This window comes from Streptomyces sp. NRRL S-378 (genome assembly GCF_000720645.1).
In the GTDB taxonomy this organism is placed as follows: domain Bacteria; phylum Actinomycetota; class Actinomycetes; order Streptomycetales; family Streptomycetaceae; genus Streptomyces.
This window is the reverse complement of sequence record NZ_JOBX01000094.1, coordinates 1-21,642: the sequence shown is the minus strand read 5'-3', so window position 1 is coordinate 21,642 and position 21,642 is coordinate 1. Positions and strand designations below refer to the sequence as shown.

Genomic DNA, 21,642 nt, shown 5'->3' with positions numbered 1-21,642 from the left:
TCTTGTCTCGTGGGCTCGGAGATGTGTATAAGAGACAGGTCTCGGGCGGCGTCCATCTGCTGCTTGTCTCGGGCGGCCTTGTCGCGGATGGCCTGCTGGCCGTCCGCGTAGCCGTCCTTCCACGCGGCCTTGTCCGCGTCGACGGCGGCCTGCTGCGCCCCGGCCTTGAAGCCCTCCTCGCGCGCGGGCTGCGCGCTGTAGGGGCCCTTGCGGAGCTTGACCTTGCCCCGCTTGCCGATGAGAGCGGGGCCGGACGGGCCGGTGGGCCCGGCCGGAGCCGGACCGGTCGGTGCGGACGGGCCGGGCGCCGGCGCTCCGGGCGCGGGCTGGGGACCCGGCTTCGTGGTGGCCGGGTCCGGCTTCACCGCCGTGGGCTTCTCCCCGGCCTTGGCCGGAGTGGGGGGCGCGGTGGATGTGCCGGGGGCGGGGGCCTTCGGCGGCGTGGTGACGGCGGCGGGCTTGCTCTCCGGCGGCTGCCGCCCGGAGGTGCCGTCCGTCTTGCGGCTGGTCTTGTCGTCGCGGGCCGTACGGTCCTGGGTGTCCGTGGACGTCTTGCCCGTCTGCTGGCGGGTGTTGTGGTCCTTGCGGTCCGAGGCCGTCTTGGCGTCGCGGCTGTTCTTGTCCGCGGAACTGCGGGTGTCCGCCGTCTTGGCGTCACGGCTGTTCTTGTCCGCCGAGCTGCGCGTGTCGGCCGTCTTGGCGTCGCGGCTGTTCTTGTCCGCGGAGCTGCGGGTGTCGGCGGTCTTCGCGTCACGGCTGTTCTTGTCGGCCTTGGTGCTGGCCGCCGAGGTCTTGGCGTCGCGGGTGTTGTGGTCCTTGGCGGACTTGTCGTTCTTGCTGGCGTGGGCGGTGGTCGCCGTGCGGTTCGACTTGGTGTCGGAGGTGGCGCCCTTCTTCTCCGTGATCCCGTGGTTGATCTTGCGGTCGGTGGACGTTCCGCGGATCTCGCTGATCGTGTGCTGCACCGCGATCTTCTGCTGCGGACGGTTCGCGATGTATGCGGCGATCCCCTTCCACATACCGGGGCTCGCGGTGTTCTTTCCGGCCTTGCCGGGCTTGCTGTCCGTGCTGCCGTTCTCCTCCTGGGAGGCGTAGGCGGCGGATCCTCCGGAGGCGTCCCGGGTGGGGCGCGCGAGCGTAACCGGAGCGAGGATCCCGCTCCCGGCCGGGGGGTTTGGAGCGGGCGTGGAGGGCGGCGCCGGGGCTTGGGTCGGCGGGGTGGCCGGGGCCCCGACGGTAGGCGGCTGAGGGGGCATCGGCGGCGGGGCGGGCGGGGTCGACACTGCGGAATCCTCACTTTCTGTGACTTCCTTCCTTCCCTCCCGGCCGAAAGGCCCGTTCACGGCCCTATAGGACGCGGGAACGGGCCTTTCTGTGCGGGAAGGAAGGAAGGAAGGAAGGAACTTACGCTGCGTTACCGGCCTTGTTGGCCTTGCGGACCATGATTCCGATCCCGACGACCGCCACTCCGGCGATGAGGAGACCTCCCGTGATGCCGGACCCTCCGCCCTGGTTGGCGTCGGAAACGGAGGACACGTTGGCCGCGCCCCGGGAGCCCCCGAGGTTCGTGCCGTTGGCGGGCGGGAACGCCTGCGCGCAGACGTCCTTGTTCATGCCGGCCTTCTCGATGCACGCCTGGAATCCGGCGATGCGCCGCTCTTCCGCTTTCGCGTCCGGGACGTTGACCTTGGCCCGCTCCACCTCGAGCTGCTGGGCCTGGAGAGCGAGCTCCTGGGCCCTAACTTCGGCCTGCCCGGAGGAGGCGCTGAAGGCGGAGACGCCGACCGCGCTGGCGCCGACGATGACCAGTCCGGCCATCGCGAGCAGGGCCTTGGTCTGTCCCGTCATCGGGGCCTTGACCGGCGGTCCGTAGGGGGTGGGGGCGGGCTGCTCCCACTGCACGCCGGCGGTCAGGTTGGTGAATCTCTGGTCGATGTATTCGCGTTCGCGGTCGTGGGTCACGCTGATTCCTCCTTGGAAGGTCAGGTGCTTTTGTCATCATTTGCGCGTCTCGGCGAGGGCGCGACAGGTTTCGGGCGAGGACCGGCTGGGCCGGGCTCGCCGAAGCTGAGGACAGAGGAGGTCCCAGTACGAATGACCGGGCCTGCTGGGGGCGGTGGATCTGGTCTACTGGGCAGGCTGTTGCTGCTTCCGGCAGTCGCAGCGAAGGCCAGCCCAAATTCGACTTGGGCTGGCCTTCACTGTTGGTATCGGACGCTGTGCGGGGCGGGTCAGTGCCGGCTGCGCCCGCGCGGGAGGCGCGGGTGGCACCAGAAGCAGCTGGGCCCGTGGTCGTACGTCGTGCGGGAGTGGGCGACCATCAGCGGCGTGGCCACAAGGGCGGCCAGGGCCACCAGGACGAGGACCATGCCGATCACGCACTGGGTCGTGCTCACAGGAAGAGCTCCTCTCGGTCGGGCTGGGCGGCTGGCGCGGCCGGGTTGGCCGCGTCGTCTCACGAGACGTTCGTGTAGCGGGACCGTGCGATCTCAAGGCGGCGGCCGGCGGTGGCCCGTGAGACGCCGAGGATGTCCTTGGCCTCGTCGACTGAGACGGTGTCGAGGCCCTGCCGCCGGTACATGAGGCTCAGCAGCGAGGTGACCTGTCCTTCGATCTCAGCGTCCCGGGCGAGGAGAGGGCGGTTCGTCTCAACCGAGCGCAGCGGGAGGGCGACCGGGCCCCCGGCGCTGGTGTTCGTCACACGGTCTGACCTGCGGGTCTCACCCGTGTGAGACGTCGTCTCAGTCGTGCTCACCGGGGCCCCGGTCTCACCGGGTGCCGTCTCAAGGGCCCGCCTCGTCTCACCCTCGGCCGTCTCAGCCGGGTTCGCCGGAGCGGTGCGCGGGTGGGGGACCGTCTCACCGGGGGCGGTGAGATCGGCGGAGCGGGCGGCGTCGGTCTCACCGGCGGCCCGGGTGCGGTCGCTCTCAACCGGTCGTGCCGTCGTGGCCGTGCCGGTCTCACCAGGAGCCGTCTCACCGGGTTCCTTGGTGATCTGGTGGATGCGCCACATCACCCAGGGGGCGATGGCGGCGACCGAGACGATCAGCCACCACAGCGGCTTCAGCTTGTCGCCGACGGGCGTCTCGACGCCGACGAGCCCGGCGGCCGCCAGGTGGTAGGCGGCGTTCGCGGCGACCATGAGGATGAGCGCGGCGGCGACGTCGCGGTGCCGGCGGAACGCCTGCACGACGTACACGTCGATCGCCAGCGGTAGCGCCCAGGCAACCTGCCACGGCCAGCCGGACAGCTTGGCCAGCGCGAACTCGCCGGACGCGGTGAGGACGATCGTCGCGCCGAGCGCCACGCGCGGGCCCCAGGTGTTGACGAAGTTCTTCCGCTGCTCCTGGCGCTCGATCAGCGCCTGCGCCTGGGCGACTTCCTCCCGTGTGGCCGCCAGCTGCTGCTGCGCGCTCTGCTGCTCGGACCGGGCCCGGGAGCGGACCGCGTTCGCCTGCTCCTCGGCCTCGGCGACCAGGCGGGCGGCTTCCTTCTCGCCGACCGCGATCCGCTCGGCGGCCGCGGCCTCCGCGCCGGTGACGACCCCGGCCGCCTTCGCCTCGGCCAGCGAACGGACCTTCAGGACCTCGTCCTCGGCCTGCTCCTGCGCCGCCTGCAGTGTCTGCTGTGCCTCCGTGCGGCGGTCATCCGCGTCTTCCTCGGCCTCGCGCAGGACCTCGCGGGCCTGGCTGCGGGCCGTGTCCAGGATTCGCGCGGCGTCCTCTTCGGCGGCGGCCACTCCGTCGCGGGCCTGCGTGCGCAGCTGCTCGGAGTCCTTCTCCGCCTGCTCGCGCATCTGGGCCGCGGCTTCGCGCCGGGCCTCCGCGTCGGCCTCGGCCGCCGCGATGAGGTCTGCGGCCCTCTCCTTGGCTTCTTCCACCAGGTGCGCGGCGTGCGAGGCGGTGACGTCGGCTTCGGTCTGGGCGCGGGTCTTGTCCTCCTCGGCCTCGGCGCGAATCTGCTCGGCCCGGGTGCGGGCCGCTTCCACGATCCGGCCGGCCTCCAGCTCGGCTTCGGCCTGGAGCTTCTCGGCGGCCTGGCGGCGGCGGGCCAGGGTCTGCTCGGCGGCGGCCAGATCGCCGTCGGCGAGCGTGCGGGCGCGCTGCACGGTCTCCTCGGCTGCGGTGATCTGCTCGTCGGTGAGCTTGCGCATCCGCTCGGCCTGCGCGGTCGCAGCCTCGAGGATCTCCTCCGCCTCGGTCTGCGCCCGAAGGATGGCGGCGTCCGCGTCGTTGACCTGCTGGCGAGCCTGGTCCACCAGGGACGCGGCTTCGGTGCGGGCTGCGGCGAGCAGTTGGTCGGCTTCGGCGCGCGCGGAGGTCACCAGCGCCTCGGTGTCCTCAACCGGGGCGGCGGTGGGCTCGGCCACAGCGGTGGCGGTCTCGGTGGTCTCGGCGGACTGGTCGCCGGCGGTGGTCTTCTTCGTCGTGGGCTTCGTGGCGGGCCGGCGGGCAGGGCGTCGGTTGGTCACAGCGGGAAGTCCTTTCTGGCAGTGCGCTTCCTCCGTCTGCCGACCGGGGGGCCGGTCGGCAGACGGGGGGAAGGGGTGGGGGAGCGTGGCCGGGTCAGCCGCTGTGGGGCGGCAGTTCCAGGCGCCGGGAGATGGTGGCGGCCTGCTGGGTGAGCCAGGCGACGGCGGCCGGGGTCATGTCGGCGGCCGAACTGGTGTTGAGCGGGGCGGTGTCGATGTCGCGCATCGCGTCGACGGCCGGCAGCGGCCGCATGTACTCGGCGCTCGCGGCGTTGACCTGGCGGCCCGACGGCAGCGGGGTCAGGTCGTAGGTGGTCCCGCCCACGCAGATCCGCTCGATGCGGCAGACGAAGGTGTGGCCCTCCTGCCCGGTCCAGAACATCTCCGGGTTGCGGTAGAGGACGTACTGACCCCGCTGGTAGGTGATCACGGGGGCGGTGCTCTGTGCGGTGTCGGGCACAGCAACTCCTCAGTCCTGATGGTCCGGGCTGTCCGGCTCCCCTTCACCGCCCGACCCGGCCGCCAGATGTTCGGCGGTCGGTGCGGGCGGATCAGGCAGCCGTCAGGCCGACCGGGAGGAGTTGGCCGGGGTCGCCATCTTGTGGAACGCGGCGCTGTCGGTCTTGCCGCTGCCCACCGTGCCCTCGATGAGCGCGTGCGTGTCTGGCCGCCCGAAGGGCAGCCCGGCACGCATGACCCCGACGGGCCGGTGCGGGTCGATGATCCGACCGTCGGGCAGCAGCTCGCCGGTGTCCTCGAAGACCAGCACGGAGTTGCAGAGAAGGCTCCAACCCTGTTCAGGGTGGGAGGCGATGGTGCGCGCGGCCTCGCGGTCGGGGCTGTCGGCGGTCGGGCACGTCGGCCGGTGCGTGCACAGGGATTCCGGCAGCCGACTGCCGGTCGGGGTGGTCGCGGTGTCGAGCGTGCTGCGCTGCATGGGGCTCTCCTGGCGAGTGGCGGGCCCGAGACTCTCCCGGACCGAAGGCGGTGTGAAAGGGCGGCGTCCCGGAGGGCGGGCGGCCGGTACGCGGCGGGCCAGGGCTGCGGTCGAGAATTTGGCCTCCCGGCCCGTCGGACGGGACGCCGGGTATTCAGCTCTTGCGTCGGGCGAGGGGCGGGTGGATGTCGGTGACGCGGTGGCCGGCGTCCCAGGCGGCAGCCGCAGCGAATACGGCGGCTGGAGCGTCTGGGTGAGGGGGTGGGTCAGGCCGCGCGCGGCGATGGCCCGTACCGCGTGGTGCTGGGCGGTACGGGCGGCCGGTATGTGCAAGGCCGGCTACTCCTGTTCGGACTGCGGCTGCGGCGGCGTCCCGCAGGTGCAGGGCTCGTGCTTGACCGACTGATACGGCTTGCCGTCCGCGCCGGTGGAGTTCACGGTGACCAGGGTCGGCGGGTGGCCGCAGCCGCTCACCGGACCGTGCCCGTCGCGCTCGGCTGCCGGGCCGGGACGGCGGCGTTCTGGCCGCAGCGGCAGGTCCAGAAGCCGCACAGGACGCAGGCGTCGTCCGCCGCGCGAACCGGCACGTTGAAGGACAGCAGCGGGGGCCGGACGTAGCCGGGAGCCATCTCGGCGAGGGTGCGCCGGGCCCGGCGCCCTTCGGAGATCCGGGCGTCGTCCCGCTCGGCCATCGTGAGCAGCAGAGTGCCGAGCTGGTGGAGGGAGTCGGTCTCATCCCGCTCGTAGCCGCGGGAATCGTCCTCGCGGCGGATGTCGTCGATCTTCCCGGCGCGCGGGGTCAGGGTGGCGGTCATGCCGCGACCTCCCAACCGGTCCGGGCGCGACGGGCGGTGCGCACCACAGCCAGCTTGGCGGCGAGCTCGGCGATCCGCTCGTTCTGCTGCCGCAGGAGTACGGCCTGGTGCGGCATGCCGCCGCTCCGGGTCGGCATCCTGCGGGCCTCGCGGCCCAGCTCCACGGCGAGGTTCGTGAGCGTGTCCCACTCCTGGTCGCTGGCCTCGTCGGCGGTGATCGCGGCGGCGAGGCGCTGGGCCTGGAGCTCGCGGAGGGCCACCAGCTCGTAGCCGGAACGGCCGCCGCGGACCAGGTCGTCGACGCGGTCGTTGCCGTCACCGTCACGCAGGGCCAGCTCCTCGCAGACCGCCCGGACGGGGCAGCCGTGGCAGAAGCCGATCGCCTCGGCGCGCTGCGCCTGCCAGGTGGCCGGCGGCTCGCCGTCGGCCCGGAAAAAGAGGTCGGGGTCGGCCTGAACGCACTTGGCGCTGGCGTCGATCGCGGTCTGGAGTACCGGTCGCCGCATCCGGCGGGCCTGAGTGGATGTCATCCTGTGCATGTGCGTCTTCCCTTTCTGGAGGGGGACTGCAAAGACGACCCCCGGGGGCCTAAGCCCGGGGGTTCGTCGTTTCCTGGCTGCGGTACGAGCAGCCACGGCCCCGGCCGCCCTCTCTTGGTTCTGGGCGGCCGGGGCCGTGGTGGTTCGTCGCGGTGTGCGGGTCAGGCCACGACTGCGCGCCTGTGGCAGCGGGCGGTGTAAGCGGCGGCGGTCTCGCCCGGGGCCGGGGCGGGCAGCGCGGCCCTGACCTCGGCCACCAGATCGGTGTGCGCGGGCTGGTCCGCTGGGGTCAGGGGGCGGCGCCAGAGGGTGGCCAGGTGCGTGTAGGCGGCGCGGGTGAGGTGCTCGTCGAGGACGTCGCTCGCAAAGCGGTTGTGGGCGGCGTCGGCCAGGGCGCGGAGGGTGCTGGTGGCCAGGGCGCGGACGGAGCGGCGGTCCCCGGCGGTCTGGGGGGTCATGGCCAGCAGGGCGCCGGCGGGTCCGTCGACGGCCCGACCGCGCGTGGTGGGGATCGCATCAGCGGGCACCGTACGGGCGGCGTCGGCCCGGCGGGCGGCGGGCACCGCACGCTCCCACTGGGCTCGCCGATCGGCGGGGCGCTCCTGGGGCCGGCTGACCTTGAGGGTCTGGACGGTGGCGCGGCGGTGGCGGGTGACGTCGACGGCGAGGCGCTCCTCGGGCGCCCAGTCGCTGTACTGGCGGCGCCAGGCGTGGTCGGTGATGTCCGCGTCGACGATCCTGTTGCTGGAGCTGCAGCGGATCGCGGCGTCGACGCCAGCCTTGCCGGTGTGGTGCGGGACCGTCTTGAGCAGGTAGGTGCCGCGGTGGGGGGTGACGGCCACCCAGGTTTCACAGTCCGGGCAGACCAGCGAGATGCGGCGGGTCTGCGTGGACTCCACGGTCCGCATGTCGATGTGTCCGGGCGACAGGGTGGAGAGGACGATCGCGTCGAGGGGGCTGACGCGGGAGGTACGGGTGCGGCCCTTGCGCTTAGCGGCCTTGGGCACGGTGAGCTCAGGCATGGCGACTCCTCGGCAGGAAGAAGGAGGGGTGTTCGCGGGCGGATGCTCTCTCCGCCCACCAGGCCCACGAGCCAACGGCCGTGTCCTGACAGACAGACAGCGCATCAGCGCTGAGGTCGTACACGCAGTCCTGCCAGCCGGGGGGTTTGGTTGTGCTACCGCCTCCGACCACCTGCCCGCCTCCGAGGAGACGAGCCGCAGGAACTGCGGTGGTGCTGGGCGCTTGGCAAGCAGATATAGCGAACGCGACCAAGTGATTTAGCGCCCTAAACCGCTTGGCCATCGAAACCATAGGTCTCGTCACGGCGCGCGTCAACCTCCTTGAACCCGGGAGGTTTAATGGGGTAAACATGACCCTACGAAGGGAGGCACGTAATGGAAGCGCACGATGTAGCTCCAGCCGCGCTGAGAGACCAGCTCGATGCGGCTTTCGACGTCGCCTTGTCTCAGCTGAAGGAGCTCGCTGACCCTCTGGAGCGCGCTAAGGTCGCACACGGTCTCGCCGGCCGTGTGCAGGACTACGGCAACGAGTTTCAGGCGGTCCGCAACGAAGCGATGAACGAGACGCTGCGTGTGGGCCGGTTGAACAGCACTCAGCTGGCCTCTGAACTCGGCATCAGCAAGGGACGCGTAAGCCAGCTCGCCAAGGGAGCTCCCCCGGAGAGGCTCTTCCTCGGCTCAGGCAAGGTCATCGTGGCCCTAGCCGAGAAGCTGGAAGACGGCAACGACAAGGATGGCAAGAAGAAGGCCATCCAGGGCCCCGTGATTGCCACCGAGGACGTCCAGACCTACGAACGTCTGCGGGAGCTGGCCGAAGAGGTCGGGTTGGAAGTCAGCTTCGAGCGGATCCCGCTCGGCGGCAACGTCCGGCTCAACCGCAACAACCTCGTGGTCATCTGCGGCCCTCGGCTGTCGCCCCTCATCGAACAGATCCTTGAAGGGGATCCCCACCTGCGGTTCGGCAAGGATGATGACGGCTGGTATCTCACGGACCGCAACACCGGCCAGATCCATCGCTCACCGATGGACCGGGGCGAGAACAGCGACATCGCGTACTTCGGCCGGCTCCCGCGTCCCGACGGCAAGGGCACCTTCCTTTATGTCGCCGGCATCCACGCGCGCGGCTCCGGTGGCGTCGTCCACTGGCTCAACCAGGAGCTGGCCACCGTGCACCGCGAGCTCAAGGCACGACGGTTCTCGACCCTCATCTCCAGCCGCTTTGACCCGGAGACCCTCGAGATTGTCGCGAGCGAGCAGATCACGCCATTCTACCGCCCGGAAGGGGCCTGACGTGCAGGTATCCATGGCTTCGACCCAAGGTGGGGGCACCGCGAACGAGGACACTGTCCACGTCAGCCCTACCGGGGTCGTCGTGCTGGACGGCCTGTCTGCACCCAAGGACTTGCCCATGGGGTGCATCCACGGCACCCCATGGTTCGTGAGGCAGCTCGGCACATGCTTGATCAACCTCATCGGCGACGACGCAGTGTCGCTTCGCGAGGCGCTACGACGCGCTATCTCCGAGGTCAATGACCTCCATCGTGACACCTGCGCGTTGGAGCAGGAAGCCGTGCCCGCTTCGACCGTCCTGATGATCCGAGAGCAAGACGAGGTCCTTGACTACCTGGTGCTCTCCGACAACGTGCTAGTGCTCGACCTCGGCGACGAGGGCATTCGGACCGTCACCGACAAGCGGGTAGAAAAGGTCGCTGGCAAAGAAATGCGCGCCGCCCTTCAGGGCCCTACCGGCACCCCGGAGCACGCCGCTCGGGTCTCCGCACTCGTCACAGTCCAGCGTCGTCTCCGGAACCAGCCCGGGGGCTACTGGGTTGCGGCAACCGACCCGGCCGCCGCAGATGAGGCGATCACCGGAACTGTCGAACTCGCCGATGTCCGACAAGCCGCTCTACTGACGGATGGCGCGAGCCGTCTGGTCGACAGCTTCGGCACTCTGAGCTGGGCTCAACTCCTGGACCTCCTGCGTACCGAGGGGCCAGCTGCTCTGATCGCCCGTACCCGCGAAGCCGAGCTTGCTGACCCCGTCGGCGAGCGCTGGCCTCGGTTCAAACGGTCCGACGACGCGACTGCCGCATACGTGCGCATCGGCGAGCCCGTCCCGCTCTCCTCCAAAGCTCAGCGATACTCCGGCTCTTCTTGGGGGGCGGGGGAGCGCTCCGACGGACACAAGGCAGCCATTGCGCCCGCCCCGCAGAACGTTGCGACTGCGCTCGGCGTGGAGCCTGGGGACGACGTGATTCGCCGCAGCCGTGTCTACCGGGACGATCACGGCATCGTCTCCCACTCCACGTCCTGGATTCCGGCCGGTTTCGCCCGACTGCTTCCGGAACTGGCGCACAGCTCGCGGCTCAAGGGCGGATCGCTCGATCTGATCGCTCGTGCCACCCGTCGGCATGCCACCAAGCGGATCGACGAGGAGTCGGCACGCATCGCCACCGCAGACGACCTCGAGCTGCTGGAGTTGGAGGCCAGCACCACCGCAGCAATCCTGGTACTCACCACGCGTTTCATGGACGCTGATGGTGAGGTGCTGGAGTACAGCGTGGACCTGGGCGCCCCCGGCCGCACGCGCAGGACGACCTCAGAGGTCCTGCGGTGACCGCACACAGCACCAGGCCTCCGGACGGCACCCTCGCAGGCTGCCTCGAACACCGGTTGGACGGGCTGCTGCACAAGCAGCGCAGGCGCCTTGCTGTCGCCCGTTGGGAGTTGGGCCAGACTCACCCCCGAAGCCCTCACCGTGCGGTCTATCTGCATTTCCTCAAGAGCCTCGCGTTGCGTTACCCCGAGGCCCCCGAGCTGGATGAGGGTATGCCGACGCCGGCCTCCGAAGGGGGGTCGGGATGACCTAGCGGCCATCGGCCGCGCGCCAAGAAGCGGATTAACCACCCGCTGGCCTCGCGCGGCCCGTCTACCGACCGGCTTACCACCGTGTCGGTCGCCCAGGTCCCGGTTGCTGCCGGTCCTGAGCTGCGGCTCACCAGCCGCTCATTTCACCAAGGCCCCTAACCAAGGCCACTTGCACCACCGGCCACTAACCACGGCCACCACAGCTGTAGCTAGCAGTTGCTTTACCCGCGGGCCCCCACCACAGGGGCTTCGCGGTTCAGCAGTACCGGGAGGGGAGGAGAAATCTCCCCCCACCCGATCGGTGTCCGCCCTCTTCTCTCGAAGGGGGCGGCCCCTGACACATCCGATGGAGATCGGTCCAGCCCCGAGGGGCTCGATCGGTCCAGCTATACGGAAGGCAGGTCGTTTCTCATAGTGCACGAGAGTGGTGTCCCCTGTCAGCTTGACCGTATCCGTTTCGCCCCGGTTCAGGTGCGGCGATCTTCCCGCACGACAGGACCGGAGTCCGATTTATTGCTATTTTCCCTTTCTGTAACGGAAGCTGGATTTCTGGCAGGGAGCTACAAGAGCAGCACTGTCGGGGCTGGCTCGCACGGCTCGGTCGCGATGTCTGCCGCCCGGCCCATGCGCCCGCTCGCAGAGGTCTCCCACGACCTCATCGGCGGGGGCATCCGTGAAAGCGGCTTCTCGTGTGGCGGGACGGGTTCCAAGTTTGTTGCCCGCCATGCGGGAGCGCCGGAGGTGATCGGGGCTCCCCGGGCTCTGTTCACAGGCTGCCTGCCCCAGGCAGCCGAGATGATCTCTATCTCGTACTTCCGGGTGGGCCTGTGAGCGGGGTGGCGGTATCGGCCGCCGTGGTGATCCCCGCTCCGCGCTCGTCCGCGTCGGCACCCGCACCCGCATCTGTACCCGCATCCAGTGCTGTTCCGGTGCGTCGGCAGCGGGTGCGGGTGCCGGTCCGGCTGGTGTCGTCGCCGTTCTACGCGGATATCGCTCTGTCGGTGTACGTGAAGGTAGCGGCGTTGGCAGCGCGGCCGGAGGGGTGTGAGGCGCGGTCGGCGACGATCGCCTCCTACCTGGGGCTGTCGGTGGCGTCGGTGGAGCGCGGTATGACGCAGCTGACTCGTCCGGGGCCGGACGGGGTCGTGGAGCTGTGGTCGCTTCGTCGGACTCTGCCTGGCGGCAGGGGCCAGTCTGCGCTGCGGCGGGTGCGGGCGATGACGCGGACGGAGAAGCTCGTGTGGCTGCCGGTGGCGGCCGCGGAGGACCTCACGCCCCGGCAGCTGCGCGCGTACGCGGTCATGGCGTTCGCGGCGAAGATGGGCATCGCGCTGACCGAGGGGGAGTTGGCGGGCTACCTGCGTCACCACTCGGGGAAGAAGGCCGGCGAAGCGCTGTCGGTGACGGCGGCGTCGGCGGTCGTGGACGAGGTGGAGGCAGCGCGCTGGATCACGGTGCAGCGGCGCGCTGGGGCACGGGGCCGAAACCTGCACATCGTGCACGACCTTGCCCCGGAGGCTCATACGGAGGTCACGGCCGGGGGCTGTAGCGGAGCCCCGAAGGCCGGTGTGACCGCTGTGGCGGGTGGTTCTGAGAGGTCGGGCAGTTCCCTGGTTGATGAGGGATCGGGTTCCCCGGTTGGTGAGGGATCCCTCGCGACTAGGGAATCACCTAGGACTGACTCACCTGATGACGAACGTGCACTCATCTCACCCGCCGTAGGCGAGGTACAGGTAGTTGAGGGCGCTGAGGCTGTGGAAGACCCGGCTGGCGCGAAGGCGCGTTCGGAAGGCGGGGGTGGTGTCGCGCTGCGCGCGGGTGAGATCAGCCAGCCCTCCTCGAAGCTTGACTGCGAAAAGCGCAGCAGCAAGGGCGAGGTGTCGTCCCGGTCGTCGTACACCGGACCGCAGCTGGCCATGAGCCCCGAGATCTATGCCGTGCTGGAGCCCGTCCACGTACTGCTGCAGCAGGTCACGAGTTCCTTCGTCGTCCGGAAGATTGCCCGTGAGGTCGGCAGGCAGTTGCGCGAAGGCACGGCTGCCGACCGGCTTCAGCACCGGCTGACGGCCCGCCTGGCCAAGGTGGCGCTGTCGGAGATCCGTGACCCGGGCCGGTGGCTGCTCGGGGTGGCCCTGCCCCGCTGGGGATGCGGCTACCAGGACTGCGAGGCCGGGATCATCTGGCGGACCGGCGTGGCCTGCGAGCTGTGTGTCGAGACTGTCCAGGACCGTTTTGCCGCCCGCAGGCGTGAGCAGCGTCTGGAGCAGGGCTTGTGCCCCCAGCACGGCACCCGTCCCGGCCTGTCCGGGCGCTGCTCCGACTGCGAGCTGGAGGCCGCCATCCGGCGCCCGGCGCGGGTTCCGGCTCCCCGGGGGCCCGAAGGCCCGCAGCGCTCTTCGTGCGGCGGGTGCGGCTGCGTGATCTTCCTGACCGGCCGGGCCGTCGACACCGGCCTGTGCAGGCTCTGCCGCGAGGAGGCCGACGCCCTGACCGCCGCCGCGCCAGTCGCCCCTGCAGTGCCGTCGGGGCCGGTGACCTGCTCCGGCCAGGACGGCGAGACGCCCTGCACCCGCAGGGCCCTGCCGACCCGCGCCGTCTGCCTCACCCACCGATTCCAGGAGCTCGCCCAGGAGGTGGTGGTGCAATGAGCCAGACACTCCAGCCCAGCGGCGTGGACCTGGCCCGCGTCGCCCTGCGCGCGGCGCGAGAGGCCGCGAAGAAAACCGGCACCCGAACGGCGAAGAGCAAGCCGCGGCCCGCCCGGACGGTCCGGCGCGACAGCCGCACCCCCATGGGCCTTGGCGAGGCATTCACAGAGCTCATCGCCGAACGCGGCTGGGAAATCCCGGCGGCGCCAGCCGTGCGAAAGGTGGGCGGCCCTCGCCCCCGCCCTCGCCCACCACGTCGCGGCGGTGGGCTACGACGCCGAGCGCGGGAGCTGACGCTGCGCCCGGACTCCACCATCTGAGCGACGAAGATCCGCCACGAGGCACCACGGATCATCGCCGCCGCCACCATCCCCGCGGGTGCGGGGAGCGGCTACGCCGAGGCAAGACGGCAGATTCAGACGGCGGTTCTGGGCGGCGCGGACTCGGAAGAGCCGCTGATGCTCCCGCTGGAAGCGATCGAGCTGGACGCCCTCCGCCGGCAGCACGAGCACGACACGTTCTGGTGCGGGCTGCTGCTCAGAGGCTGTGGCCTGCAGCTGACCACCAAGCTGCACCGATGGCCGGCTGACTGTGATGTGAATGGTGAAGGCCGGTGCAATGCCACGCTCCTTGCGCTCCGCTACGCCGGATCGGGCGCCGAGTAGAACGTGGCCCGCCTCGGGCCACGTCCAGCCATCATCCAGCACGACCCGTCCCAGGACGCCAGCCACGGGGACGGCATCACCCGAACGACTTGCCGGAGTGTCGGTCAGGCAGGTGGGCGGCGCATCCTCGGGCAGTCCTGCAAAATGAGGAGGCCAGCTTCCTGCCGCACTGGTCCCGGACGGGATCACGAGTTCAGCAGCAGGCGCCATGTGCCCTGTTCGAGTGCCTGCTTGAGCTCTCTGATCAGCTGCCCGCGCTGACGGGAGGACAGAGCCTTCCTCCGTATGAGCGTGGTCCCCGGTTCGCAGAAGGGCTTGAACGCTGCCGTCAGCGCCTCTAGCTGGTGGGGATGACGATGTCCCAGCACCTCACGCGCCGCACGCTCAGCGGCATACCAGGGTTCGCGCGCCGCTTCGGAGCGCTCTGCTGCGGTGCGGCCCATCTGGCGGACCCGCATCTGGCACTCACGCCAGCGCTGGGCGAGAGCGCGGATGAATCTGCGACGGTTGATGACCGCCCAGGCCTCTGCCTCGCTCACCAAGCGCAGCGCTTTGACGTCCAGGACCGGCAGGGTGATCGTGAACACTGGCTCGATCCCTGCCAAGGCGCAGTGGCGGTCTCGCAGGTGCACCAAGGCGTCATTCCAGGCCCGCAGGAGCAGGGGGTGCCGGAGCTCGTCACAGCGCTCCTGCTGATCGGTGACATCGGCGGCGGCGATATCGGTCAGGACGCGGACATGTGCGCTCAGGAGCGCACGAACCGCCTGACCGACCGGGGCGCTGATCAGCTCTTGACGCACGGCGTCTTCGATCGCGTCGTAGACGTCCTTGTACGACGGGGCGTCCATCGGGTTCGAAGCGACAAGGTCACGTTGCGCGAGCTCGATGACCCGCAGCCCCTCAAGTTCCTGTTTGTGGTGCTTGGCCAGGATCGAGAGGGCGGACAGGTGGGCGTCCTTGAGGTGGGGTCCGAGCATCTCCCACCCCTGCTCCGCGCGACGGGCCTTCAGGACTCTGTTGGCCTCGTCCATCCGCTGGTGCACGATGCCTGCCCGCTGCGTCTCCTTTGCAAGGCGCATGTCACGCGTGAACGCCATGCGCTCAGTGCTGGAAAGCAATTCGCCAGTTCCGGAATACAGGGCGTCGGCCCACCACTCGACCCAGTCATCGCTACGCAGAGCCGAGGAAACCGTCGGGTGAACCTCTCCAGTGGCCTCCGCGATGGCGGTGGTAACCAGCACATCGAAATCAACCTCCCACCAACGCTTGAGCTCGTCGTAGGACATACGCCGGACATCGCTGATCTTCATGTACTTCGGCACGGTGTCCGTCACTCCAACCGGTCGGACGAGTGGATGGATCAGACGATCCTCCCCCTGCAACCAGTCGGAAACACCACCAATTGCGGAGATCGACAGCAGCCGATGCTGGAGATTCCCTGCCGCCCGGACACCGGCTCCACGATTCAGTTGGGTCCCTGGTATGACCGGAGGAAGGACGGCGGCGGCAGATCAGTCGGCGGTGTCCGACCTGTGGAGCACCGGGCCGGCGAAGGACCCGTCCCGGTGCGCGGCGGTGTTCTCGTGAATGTGCGGGGTGGCGAGCTTAATGCGCTCGTCCGCCTCGGCCACGATCTGTGCGAACCGGGCGGGCTCGAGGACGTCGGGCACGATGACGGTGCCGAGGGCGTCCCAGTTGGCGCGGGCAGGGAGCTGGTCGACGACTGGACCGGTGTCCATGAAGCACTCCTTGGGAGGCTCAGCACGGATAGGGACGTCCACCGTTCTCAGGGAGGCTTGCCTGCTCGGACATCTCTATGACACCGGGATTCAACTGCGCACGAAAGAGCAGAAGTTGGGTGCTTCCTTGGAGGGTCGTAGGAGGGATCTGGGACGGAGTTGGGATGGGCCCAGGTCAGGTCAGGCCGAGCAGGCCGCGCACGGCTTGCTGGTAGACGGCGTACACCCGGGGCAACTCGGACAGGTCGGCTCGCTCGTCCAGCCCATGCAGCCCCTCGTACGGCACGCCGAACCCGGCCGTTGCCGGGATGCCGTACATGGCGAGCAGATTGCCGATGTTCGAGGGCCCGGCCGTCTTCGGTGTCGCGTCGATACCTGCTCGCCGGGCGGCGGCCATGAGCGCGGCGGCGGGCTGCTCATCGTGGCGGAGCCTGAACGGTGGCCAGGTGGCGATCGGCTCGATGTGCGTCGGAAGGGGACCGGGGAGTTCGGCGTCGAGCTCCGCGGCTGCCTTGCGGACCAGGGTCTCGGCTGCCTCGGCGTCGAACGCAGGGGTGAGACGCACATCGACGTTGAGGGAGCACAGGTCTGGCAGGACTGAGAAGCCCTCTCCGCCATGGAGCGCGGTGACGGTGAGCTTGGGTGCCAGGGGGAAGCCGGAGTTGTCGTCCGCCGGGCCCGGAAGCTCGATCGCGTCCAGCAGGGTCACGAGGCGGGCGGCCCAGCTGATCGCCCCGACGAGCGTGCGGCTGGACCCGGAGTGTCCGGCCGGGGCGTGGACGGAAATGGTGGCTCGCCAGAGGCCGCGGCCGCCGACGACCACCTCGTCCATGCCGGGGTAGCCGATCATTACCCCTTCGGGTCGTGTTGCCTCGGGGTCGTCCAGGTAGGCGAGTGCCCCGCCGAACCCGCCTGTGTGCTCGTCCACGTCGAGGAGCACGGCCAGGCCGCCGGCGAACGGCTCGGCTTCTTCGCGCAGGTCGGCGGCGATGTGGCAGAACATGGAGGCGGCGAGTTTTGAGTCAGCTGCACCGCGTCCTCGAAGCCATCCGTCCTGGACGTCGCCGGCGGATGGGGGGAAGGACCAGGCAGCTTGGTCGCCGTATGAGGCGGTGTCCACGCAGGCGTCCAAGGCCCACCACAGTCCGGGGCGTCCGCCGTGGATTTCCACCAGCAGGCCCACGAGCTGGCCGTTGTTGTCGTGGAGCCGTCGGTGGGGCAGAGAGCGGTGGGACAACCATGCTTCGAGAATGCTGAGCACTGGCCCGTAGTCGTCGATGCCGCCTCTGCTCGGTTCGCGGATCAGTTTCTGGGCCAGCTCGACCACGGACGCGGACCGCCGGGCAGCGGCTTGAACTTCGTTGCTCACGCTTCTCCTTGCCACAGAGCTCCCCCGTGCCGCACCGGCAGGGACCGTACGGCCTCTATCGTCTCCACTGGCCGGGCCGATGCGCACGCTTCACGTCCATGCTGGACGAGTCCCAGGGCTGCTTCTCCTCCGAGGAGGACGCCGCAGTCGAACCCGTCGGCTCCGTGGAAGCTGGGGAGTGGGACCACTGCGGCTCGTTCGGAAGCGATGAAGAAGCGTTCCAGTGCGGTGTCCGGCTCGACGAGGCCGATACTCAGGCCCTTGACGCCGTTGCGGAGTTCCGATGGGTCGCGTAATTCCAGTATTCGCACGAGGTGTTCCGTCATGGCCTGGTGCCGCGGGGGTCCGTGCAAGACACAGCAGTGCACCAGATCCGGCTGCTGTGCCACGGTCGTCTCGATGGCGTCGAGGTAGACTTTCTTCCGACTGCGTGACCCGGTGACCACCAGATGCTCGCGGGCGCCGGCCGCCACCTCGACCATGGCGTCCACGAGGTCGGTGTACCGCGTGAGAAGTCGTACGACCACGTCCGTGCCGCTGGCCTCCAGCAGGCTTGCCGGGTTCTGCCCGTCCTGGTGGGCGAACAGCACCTCGGACGGCTCGCCGTACAGCTGGCACAGGCCCCGCCGGTTCCTCGCCCCGGTCCGCTTGCGGCCGGACTCCCAGCCGCTCATCAGCGAGGCGTCGGTGGCGCCGCCGGTGATTTCGTTGAGGAGGTCGGCCGCCTCCTCCAAGGTGAGGTTCCTGCTCAGGCGAGCGCGCTTGAGTGCGGAGTCAGACACGACGACCATCAGGCCCCCCCAGAGGGTCACGGCGTCACACAGGGGGATGGGTGGTGCCAGCGACTCTCTACGCCGAGCCTTGCCAGTGTTCCGCGTCCAGTGGCCGCGCACAGTTGGCCGCCCTGGACGACCCCGCGGTTCTCGACCGCTGGGAAAGGACCCTGGACGCGACGCACCCCGGGCGCCCGCGCCTGTCACTGCCACACCTGACCGCCGTTCCTGCTCCGCCTTCAGGTGCGTGGCCACGAGACCATCCCCGCGGGTGCGGGGAGCAGACCTGAGGCCGGCCCCCGGGCTGGCGGGCGGGCGCATCCCTGCGGGTGCGGGGAGCAGCGGGCCGTCCACGACGCCAGCGCCGCGCCGTCGGGACCATCCCCGCGCGTGCGGGGAGCAGACCGGTGAGTACACCGTCGACTTCGACAGGACGGGACCAGAGTAGTGGCCTCGCGGTGGAGGAGTTCGGCCTTGGCGGGGACCAGCCCGCGGGTGCGGGGAGCAGCGGACTCGTCGTTACCCGCCGGGTGCCAGCGCAGGGACCATCCCCGCGGGTGCGGGGGGAGCAGAAGCCGGTGATCATCCTCTGTTTCTCGATCGGGGGACCATCTCCGCAGGTGCGGGGAGCAGATGCAGTTGCTCCCGAACCCACTGCATCCTGTATGAGCGCGACTGGTTGGGTGGGTACGTTGCCCCTATGGCTGACTTCTTGATCGTAATCACGACCGTGGACAATCAGGATGCTGCGCGGAAGTTGTCTCGCTCGGCGGTGGAGGCGAGCCTAGCCGCTTCCGGGCAGGTGACCGGGCCGATTGAAACGACGTACCGCCATCTCGGGGAGGTCTGCGAGGGCACCGAGTATCAGGTGACGTTCCGTACGACCGGTGACCGGCGCGAGGCACTGGAGAAGCATCTGGTGGACAACCACCCCTATGACTCGCCTGAGGTCATCGCGTTCACGATCGACGCCGGCCGCGCTGAGTACCTGGACTGGATCACCCGAGCCACCCGCTAACCCTTCGCGCGCTCCAGTAGCGCGCCTACCGGGGCGAGGGACCGGTGGGGCTCCAACCGGTTGGCCATCAGCCGTGCTCTTGCCATCGGTCTGATCGACGCCAGTCCCTCGGAGAGGTCGAACACCCGTGCCGTGATCGCGGTCGAGTGCTCGACCTCTCCCGCGTCCAGGTACGCCGCTGCCAGCCACGACAGGTACAGCGCCTTGTCCCGGGCCCGGGTGTCGTCGTACCGGGTCAGAGCGTCTTCCAAGGCCGGGATGGCCCGTAGCGGTCGGTGGAGCTCCGCCCAGCACCGCCCTGTCATGATCGCGATCTCGTCGGAGTCCATCCAGTACGCCCAGTCCGGGCCTGGCTCGTCGCTGTGTTCGTGGATGGCCTCTGCGGCAATGCCCAGGGCGTAGTCCGCCTCCCGGCCGTTCCCCGCGGTCGCGTGCTGCCACGCCAGCCGGTCCGCCAGCAGTGCCCGCACCGCAGGCGCCGTCCCGGAGCTGAGTGCCTGGTACGCGGCGGTGGCGAATCTGATCCCGGAGCCGCCGCCCACCGTCCACTCCAGGTAGGCCAGGAACGCCAGCGAGTTGGCCTCCAGGGCGGTGTCCTTTGCGGCCCGCGACGCGGCTAAGGCCGTCATGTAGTGCCTGCGGGCGCCCTCGTAGTGTCCCGCGTCGTACGCTGCCCAGCCTGCAAGCTGGGCCTGTTCCGCGATGATTCCGCGCAGCCCCCGGCCTGTCGCCTCGCTGTAGGCCCCTTCGTCCGCCAGCCGGGTCGTGTCCTCCAACTCCCGGATGTACATCTGGTAGGTGTCTCCGCCTCCCACGAAGTCGTCCAGGCGGCGGAGCCGGGCGGTGCGGTGGCTCAACTGCTTCGGGACGTCGGCCCCGATCCTTCTCCCTGACGAAAGCAGCGAAGAGGGCTGTATGACGGCGATCCCGGCGCCGGCCGAAGCCGTCATGAATCCGCGGCGGTCGAACACTTCGTTCTCCTGGTCGGTCTCGTCCTTCTTCTCCTGACGTCGCAGACGCCGGGCGAGAGTGACGGCCCGCCGCAATTCCGCCTCCGGCAGGCCGAACTCCGCAGACAGCAGCGCCCTCGAAGCCGGGTCCGGGAGACGCTCGTGGGTCTCCCACCGCGACACCGCACCCTGCTCCAGCGGGTACCCCCGCCGCGTGGAGAGATCAGCCGCCAGTTGCTCCTGGGTGCGCCCGCTGGCCATCCGCAGGCGCCGCAACAGCGGCCCGATCGGCTCCACGCCGTCGTCCTCGTTCGTGGTCATCATCGCCATCCCTCGGCCGTCCACAGAGCCTGGATCCCAGCCTGGCCATAAAACCTGGCCATGTCCCCGGAATGGCCATGCCTTCTGGCCCATCCGTCCAAACGCTGAAGGCAGTTGACTGGTCACAGCCGCCCGGAGAGGCGGCCTCCCCCTCGCAGCGGGTCGTAGGGCCGTCCGCAACGTCACTCCTGCGGCCCGCTGCGGCCCCGGAGTGCAGTGCCCGACCTAGACCGAGGAGAGGCGCAGTGTCCACCAAGAGCCGTAATCGTCAGCGTCAGACCGTGCCCGGCTGGGTCAGCGAGGGCACCCGCATCCGCGACCCGCTGAACGGCCGCACCGGCATCGTCCAGTTCATCGGCGAATTCGAGGACCCCAAGTCCCGCATCGTCACGCAGAACGCCGTCTTCGCCCGGCCGGAGGGCGGTGGGGTGGAGTGGGTGGTCGAGGACCCCTCCAGCCTGGAACGCGGCTGACTGCACCCGCCCTGCGGGGCTGGCGTCAACAGCTCGCCGTCCTCGTGTACGTCGTCGCCGTCAGCGTCCTGGTGGTCACCCTGGCCTTAGCCGGAGACCCCGGGAGCTGACCCACAGATTTCCCGCCGGGACCCTGGCGGGATCCATCGAGATCAGGAAGGAGTACGGAATGAACGAGAACGCTCCCACCGAGCAGAACAGTGGCCTGCTGATCGGTGTCCGCCGCATCGCCGCGGCCCGCTCGCGTGCCGAGGAAGCCTCGGACAACACCGGCGGCAAGTCGGACATGAACGACACCTGATCGACCGAGGAGACCCACGGTGATTGATTCCGCATCGTGGGCCGAGCGTCTGGGCGAGGACACGTTCCTCGCCCAGACGTGCTTCCGGGCCCACAAAGTGATCCGCTCCAAGGGCAACACGTCCCCCTCGCCACTGACCTGGGGCGACCTCAACGAGATCGTGGCCGCTCACCGGCTCGAACCGCCCCGGATGCGGCTCTCGCGTGCCGGGGAGGCTGTCCCGGCCACCGCTTACTCCATCCTCCGGACCAACCGGCGCGGAGTGTCCTGGTACCAGCCCCAGCCTGCCGAGTTCCACGCACGGCTCGCCGAGGGCGCGTCCCTCGTCATCGATGCGATCGACCAGATCCACCCGCCCGTCCGAGAAGCCGCGGCCGGCCTCGAACGGTTCTTCCGCACCCCCGTGCAGGTCAACGCGTACGCCTCGTGGACCGCCGAGGAAGGCTTCGGCACCCACTGGGACGACCACGACGTAGTGGTGCTCCAGCTCGAAGGCTCCAAGCGGTGGAAGATCTACGGCCCCACCCGGCAGGCCCCCGCCTGGCGCGACGTGGAAGCCCCAGAGGCCCCGACGGGCGACCCGATCGCGGACATCGTCCTGACGCCCGGCGACCTGCTCTATCTGCCGCGCGGCTGGTGGCACGCCGTGAGCGCCGACCAGGGCACCGCCTCCCTCCACCTCACCTTCGGACTCGCCACGCAGACCGGCGCCGAGTTCCTGGGCTGGCTGTGC

The 21,642-nt window shown here is 69.7% G+C and carries 20 protein-coding genes and 2 pseudogenes; 8 read left to right on the top strand and 14 right to left on the bottom strand.

From position 1 onward, the window contains the following. From IH80_RS0136005 to IH80_RS41265, 9 genes and pseudogenes are all read right to left on the bottom strand, one after another. Positions 1–1,283 (bottom strand): annotated as a pseudogene (locus tag IH80_RS0136005) (hypothetical protein); the annotation flags it as partial. A 121-nt stretch (positions 1,284–1,404) separates the two neighbouring features. Beyond that, a complete protein-coding gene (locus IH80_RS0136000) occupies positions 1,405–1,962 on the bottom strand; it encodes a hypothetical protein (RefSeq protein WP_030966034.1) in 558 nt (185 codons plus the stop codon). A gap of 269 nt (positions 1,963–2,231) precedes the next feature. After that, complete coding sequence (locus IH80_RS45125) at positions 2,232–2,396, bottom strand: hypothetical protein (protein WP_158943797.1); 165 nt, start codon at positions 2,394–2,396, stop codon at positions 2,232–2,234. Between the two features lie 59 nt (positions 2,397–2,455). Continuing rightward, a complete protein-coding gene (locus IH80_RS0135990) occupies positions 2,456–4,471 on the bottom strand; it encodes a hypothetical protein (protein WP_030966033.1) in 2,016 nt (671 codons plus the stop codon). A 94-nt stretch (positions 4,472–4,565) separates the two neighbouring features. Further along, entirely contained in the window at positions 4,566–4,931 is a 366-nt protein-coding gene (locus IH80_RS0135985; RefSeq protein WP_030966031.1) for a hypothetical protein, read from the bottom strand. Between the two features lie 225 nt (positions 4,932–5,156). Next, positions 5,157–5,348: pseudogene (locus tag IH80_RS46590) on the bottom strand (DUF5999 family protein); the annotation flags it as partial. A 530-nt stretch (positions 5,349–5,878) separates the two neighbouring features. Beyond that, positions 5,879–6,223 carry a hypothetical protein gene (locus IH80_RS45535; RefSeq protein WP_051810298.1) on the bottom strand — a complete coding sequence of 115 codons (345 nt, stop codon included), beginning with the start codon at positions 6,221–6,223 and terminating at the stop codon, positions 5,879–5,881. Then, positions 6,220–6,753, bottom strand: a complete 534-nt coding sequence (locus tag IH80_RS0135965; RefSeq protein ID WP_234432504.1) for a WhiB family transcriptional regulator — start codon at positions 6,751–6,753, stop codon at positions 6,220–6,222. Before IH80_RS0135965 ends, IH80_RS45535 begins: the two co-directional genes overlap by 4 nt. A gap of 170 nt (positions 6,754–6,923) precedes the next feature. Continuing rightward, positions 6,924–7,784, bottom strand: coding sequence for a hypothetical protein (locus tag IH80_RS41265; protein ID WP_051810297.1), 861 nt, complete (start codon positions 7,782–7,784; stop codon positions 6,924–6,926). 375 nt (positions 7,785–8,159) lie between these two features. Here IH80_RS41265 and IH80_RS0135955 point away from each other — a divergent pair, with 375 nt between their 5' ends. The 4 genes from IH80_RS0135955 (at position 8,160) to IH80_RS46585 (ending at position 13,965) form a co-directional block, all read left to right on the top strand. Beyond that, entirely contained in the window at positions 8,160–9,074 is a 915-nt protein-coding gene (locus tag IH80_RS0135955) for a sigma-70 family RNA polymerase sigma factor (protein ID WP_234432503.1), read from the top strand. Position 9,075: 1 nt separating this feature from the next. Continuing rightward, a complete protein-coding gene (locus IH80_RS43150) occupies positions 9,076–10,401 on the top strand; it encodes a UTRA domain-containing protein (RefSeq protein WP_234432502.1) in 1,326 nt (441 codons plus the stop codon). 1,216 nt (positions 10,402–11,617) lie between these two features. Beyond that, positions 11,618–13,300, top strand: a complete 1,683-nt coding sequence (locus IH80_RS0135935; RefSeq protein ID WP_234432501.1) for a hypothetical protein — start codon at positions 11,618–11,620, stop codon at positions 13,298–13,300. 458 nt (positions 13,301–13,758) lie between these two features. Further along, positions 13,759–13,965 (top strand): hypothetical protein, encoded by a 207-nt coding sequence (locus tag IH80_RS46585; RefSeq protein WP_030966021.1) that lies wholly within the window; start codon positions 13,759–13,761, stop codon positions 13,963–13,965. A 185-nt stretch (positions 13,966–14,150) separates the two neighbouring features. On the opposite strand, the gene IH80_RS0135925 is transcribed toward IH80_RS46585, so the two are convergent. The 4 genes from IH80_RS0135925 to IH80_RS0135910 all read right to left on the bottom strand — a co-directional run bounded on the left by IH80_RS0135925 (position 14,151) and on the right by IH80_RS0135910 (position 17,855). Then, on the bottom strand, positions 14,151–15,287 hold the full coding sequence (locus IH80_RS0135925) for a hypothetical protein (RefSeq protein WP_158943796.1): 1,137 nt from the start codon (positions 15,285–15,287) through the stop codon (positions 14,151–14,153). 189 nt (positions 15,288–15,476) lie between these two features. Beyond that, a complete protein-coding gene (locus tag IH80_RS0135920; RefSeq protein ID WP_030966018.1) occupies positions 15,477–15,704 on the bottom strand; it encodes a hypothetical protein in 228 nt (75 codons plus the stop codon). 175 nt (positions 15,705–15,879) lie between these two features. Then, positions 15,880–17,073, bottom strand: coding sequence for a M20 family metallopeptidase (locus tag IH80_RS0135915; RefSeq protein WP_030966017.1), 1,194 nt, complete (start codon positions 17,071–17,073; stop codon positions 15,880–15,882). Continuing rightward, entirely contained in the window at positions 17,070–17,855 is a 786-nt protein-coding gene (locus IH80_RS0135910; RefSeq protein ID WP_420708908.1) for a helix-turn-helix domain-containing protein, read from the bottom strand. The genes IH80_RS0135915 and IH80_RS0135910 overlap by 4 nt, the downstream gene beginning before the upstream one ends. A 691-nt stretch (positions 17,856–18,546) precedes the next feature. Between IH80_RS0135910 and cutA the strand changes: the two genes are divergently transcribed. Beyond that, on the top strand, positions 18,547–18,864 hold the full coding sequence (gene cutA / locus IH80_RS0135905; RefSeq protein ID WP_030966014.1) for a divalent-cation tolerance protein CutA: 318 nt from the start codon (positions 18,547–18,549) through the stop codon (positions 18,862–18,864). Here cutA and IH80_RS40170 read toward each other — a convergent pair. Beyond that, on the bottom strand, positions 18,861–20,138 hold the full coding sequence (locus tag IH80_RS40170; protein ID WP_158943794.1) for a helix-turn-helix domain-containing protein: 1,278 nt from the start codon (positions 20,136–20,138) through the stop codon (positions 18,861–18,863). The two genes, cutA and IH80_RS40170, sit on opposite strands and share 4 nt — an antisense overlap. A 242-nt stretch (positions 20,139–20,380) precedes the next feature. On the opposite strand from IH80_RS40170, the gene IH80_RS0135895 reads away from it, so the two are divergent. From IH80_RS0135895 to IH80_RS0135885, 3 genes are all read left to right on the top strand, one after another. Then, entirely contained in the window at positions 20,381–20,608 is a 228-nt protein-coding gene (locus IH80_RS0135895) for a hypothetical protein (protein ID WP_078906915.1), read from the top strand. 169 nt (positions 20,609–20,777) lie between these two features. Then, positions 20,778–20,909 carry a hypothetical protein gene (locus IH80_RS47020; RefSeq protein WP_008740613.1) on the top strand — a complete coding sequence of 44 codons (132 nt, stop codon included), beginning with the start codon at positions 20,778–20,780 and terminating at the stop codon, positions 20,907–20,909. Between the two features lie 19 nt (positions 20,910–20,928). Further along, the coding region (locus IH80_RS0135885) for a cupin domain-containing protein (RefSeq protein ID WP_030966036.1) at positions 20,929–21,642 on the top strand (714 nt) is incomplete at its 3' end.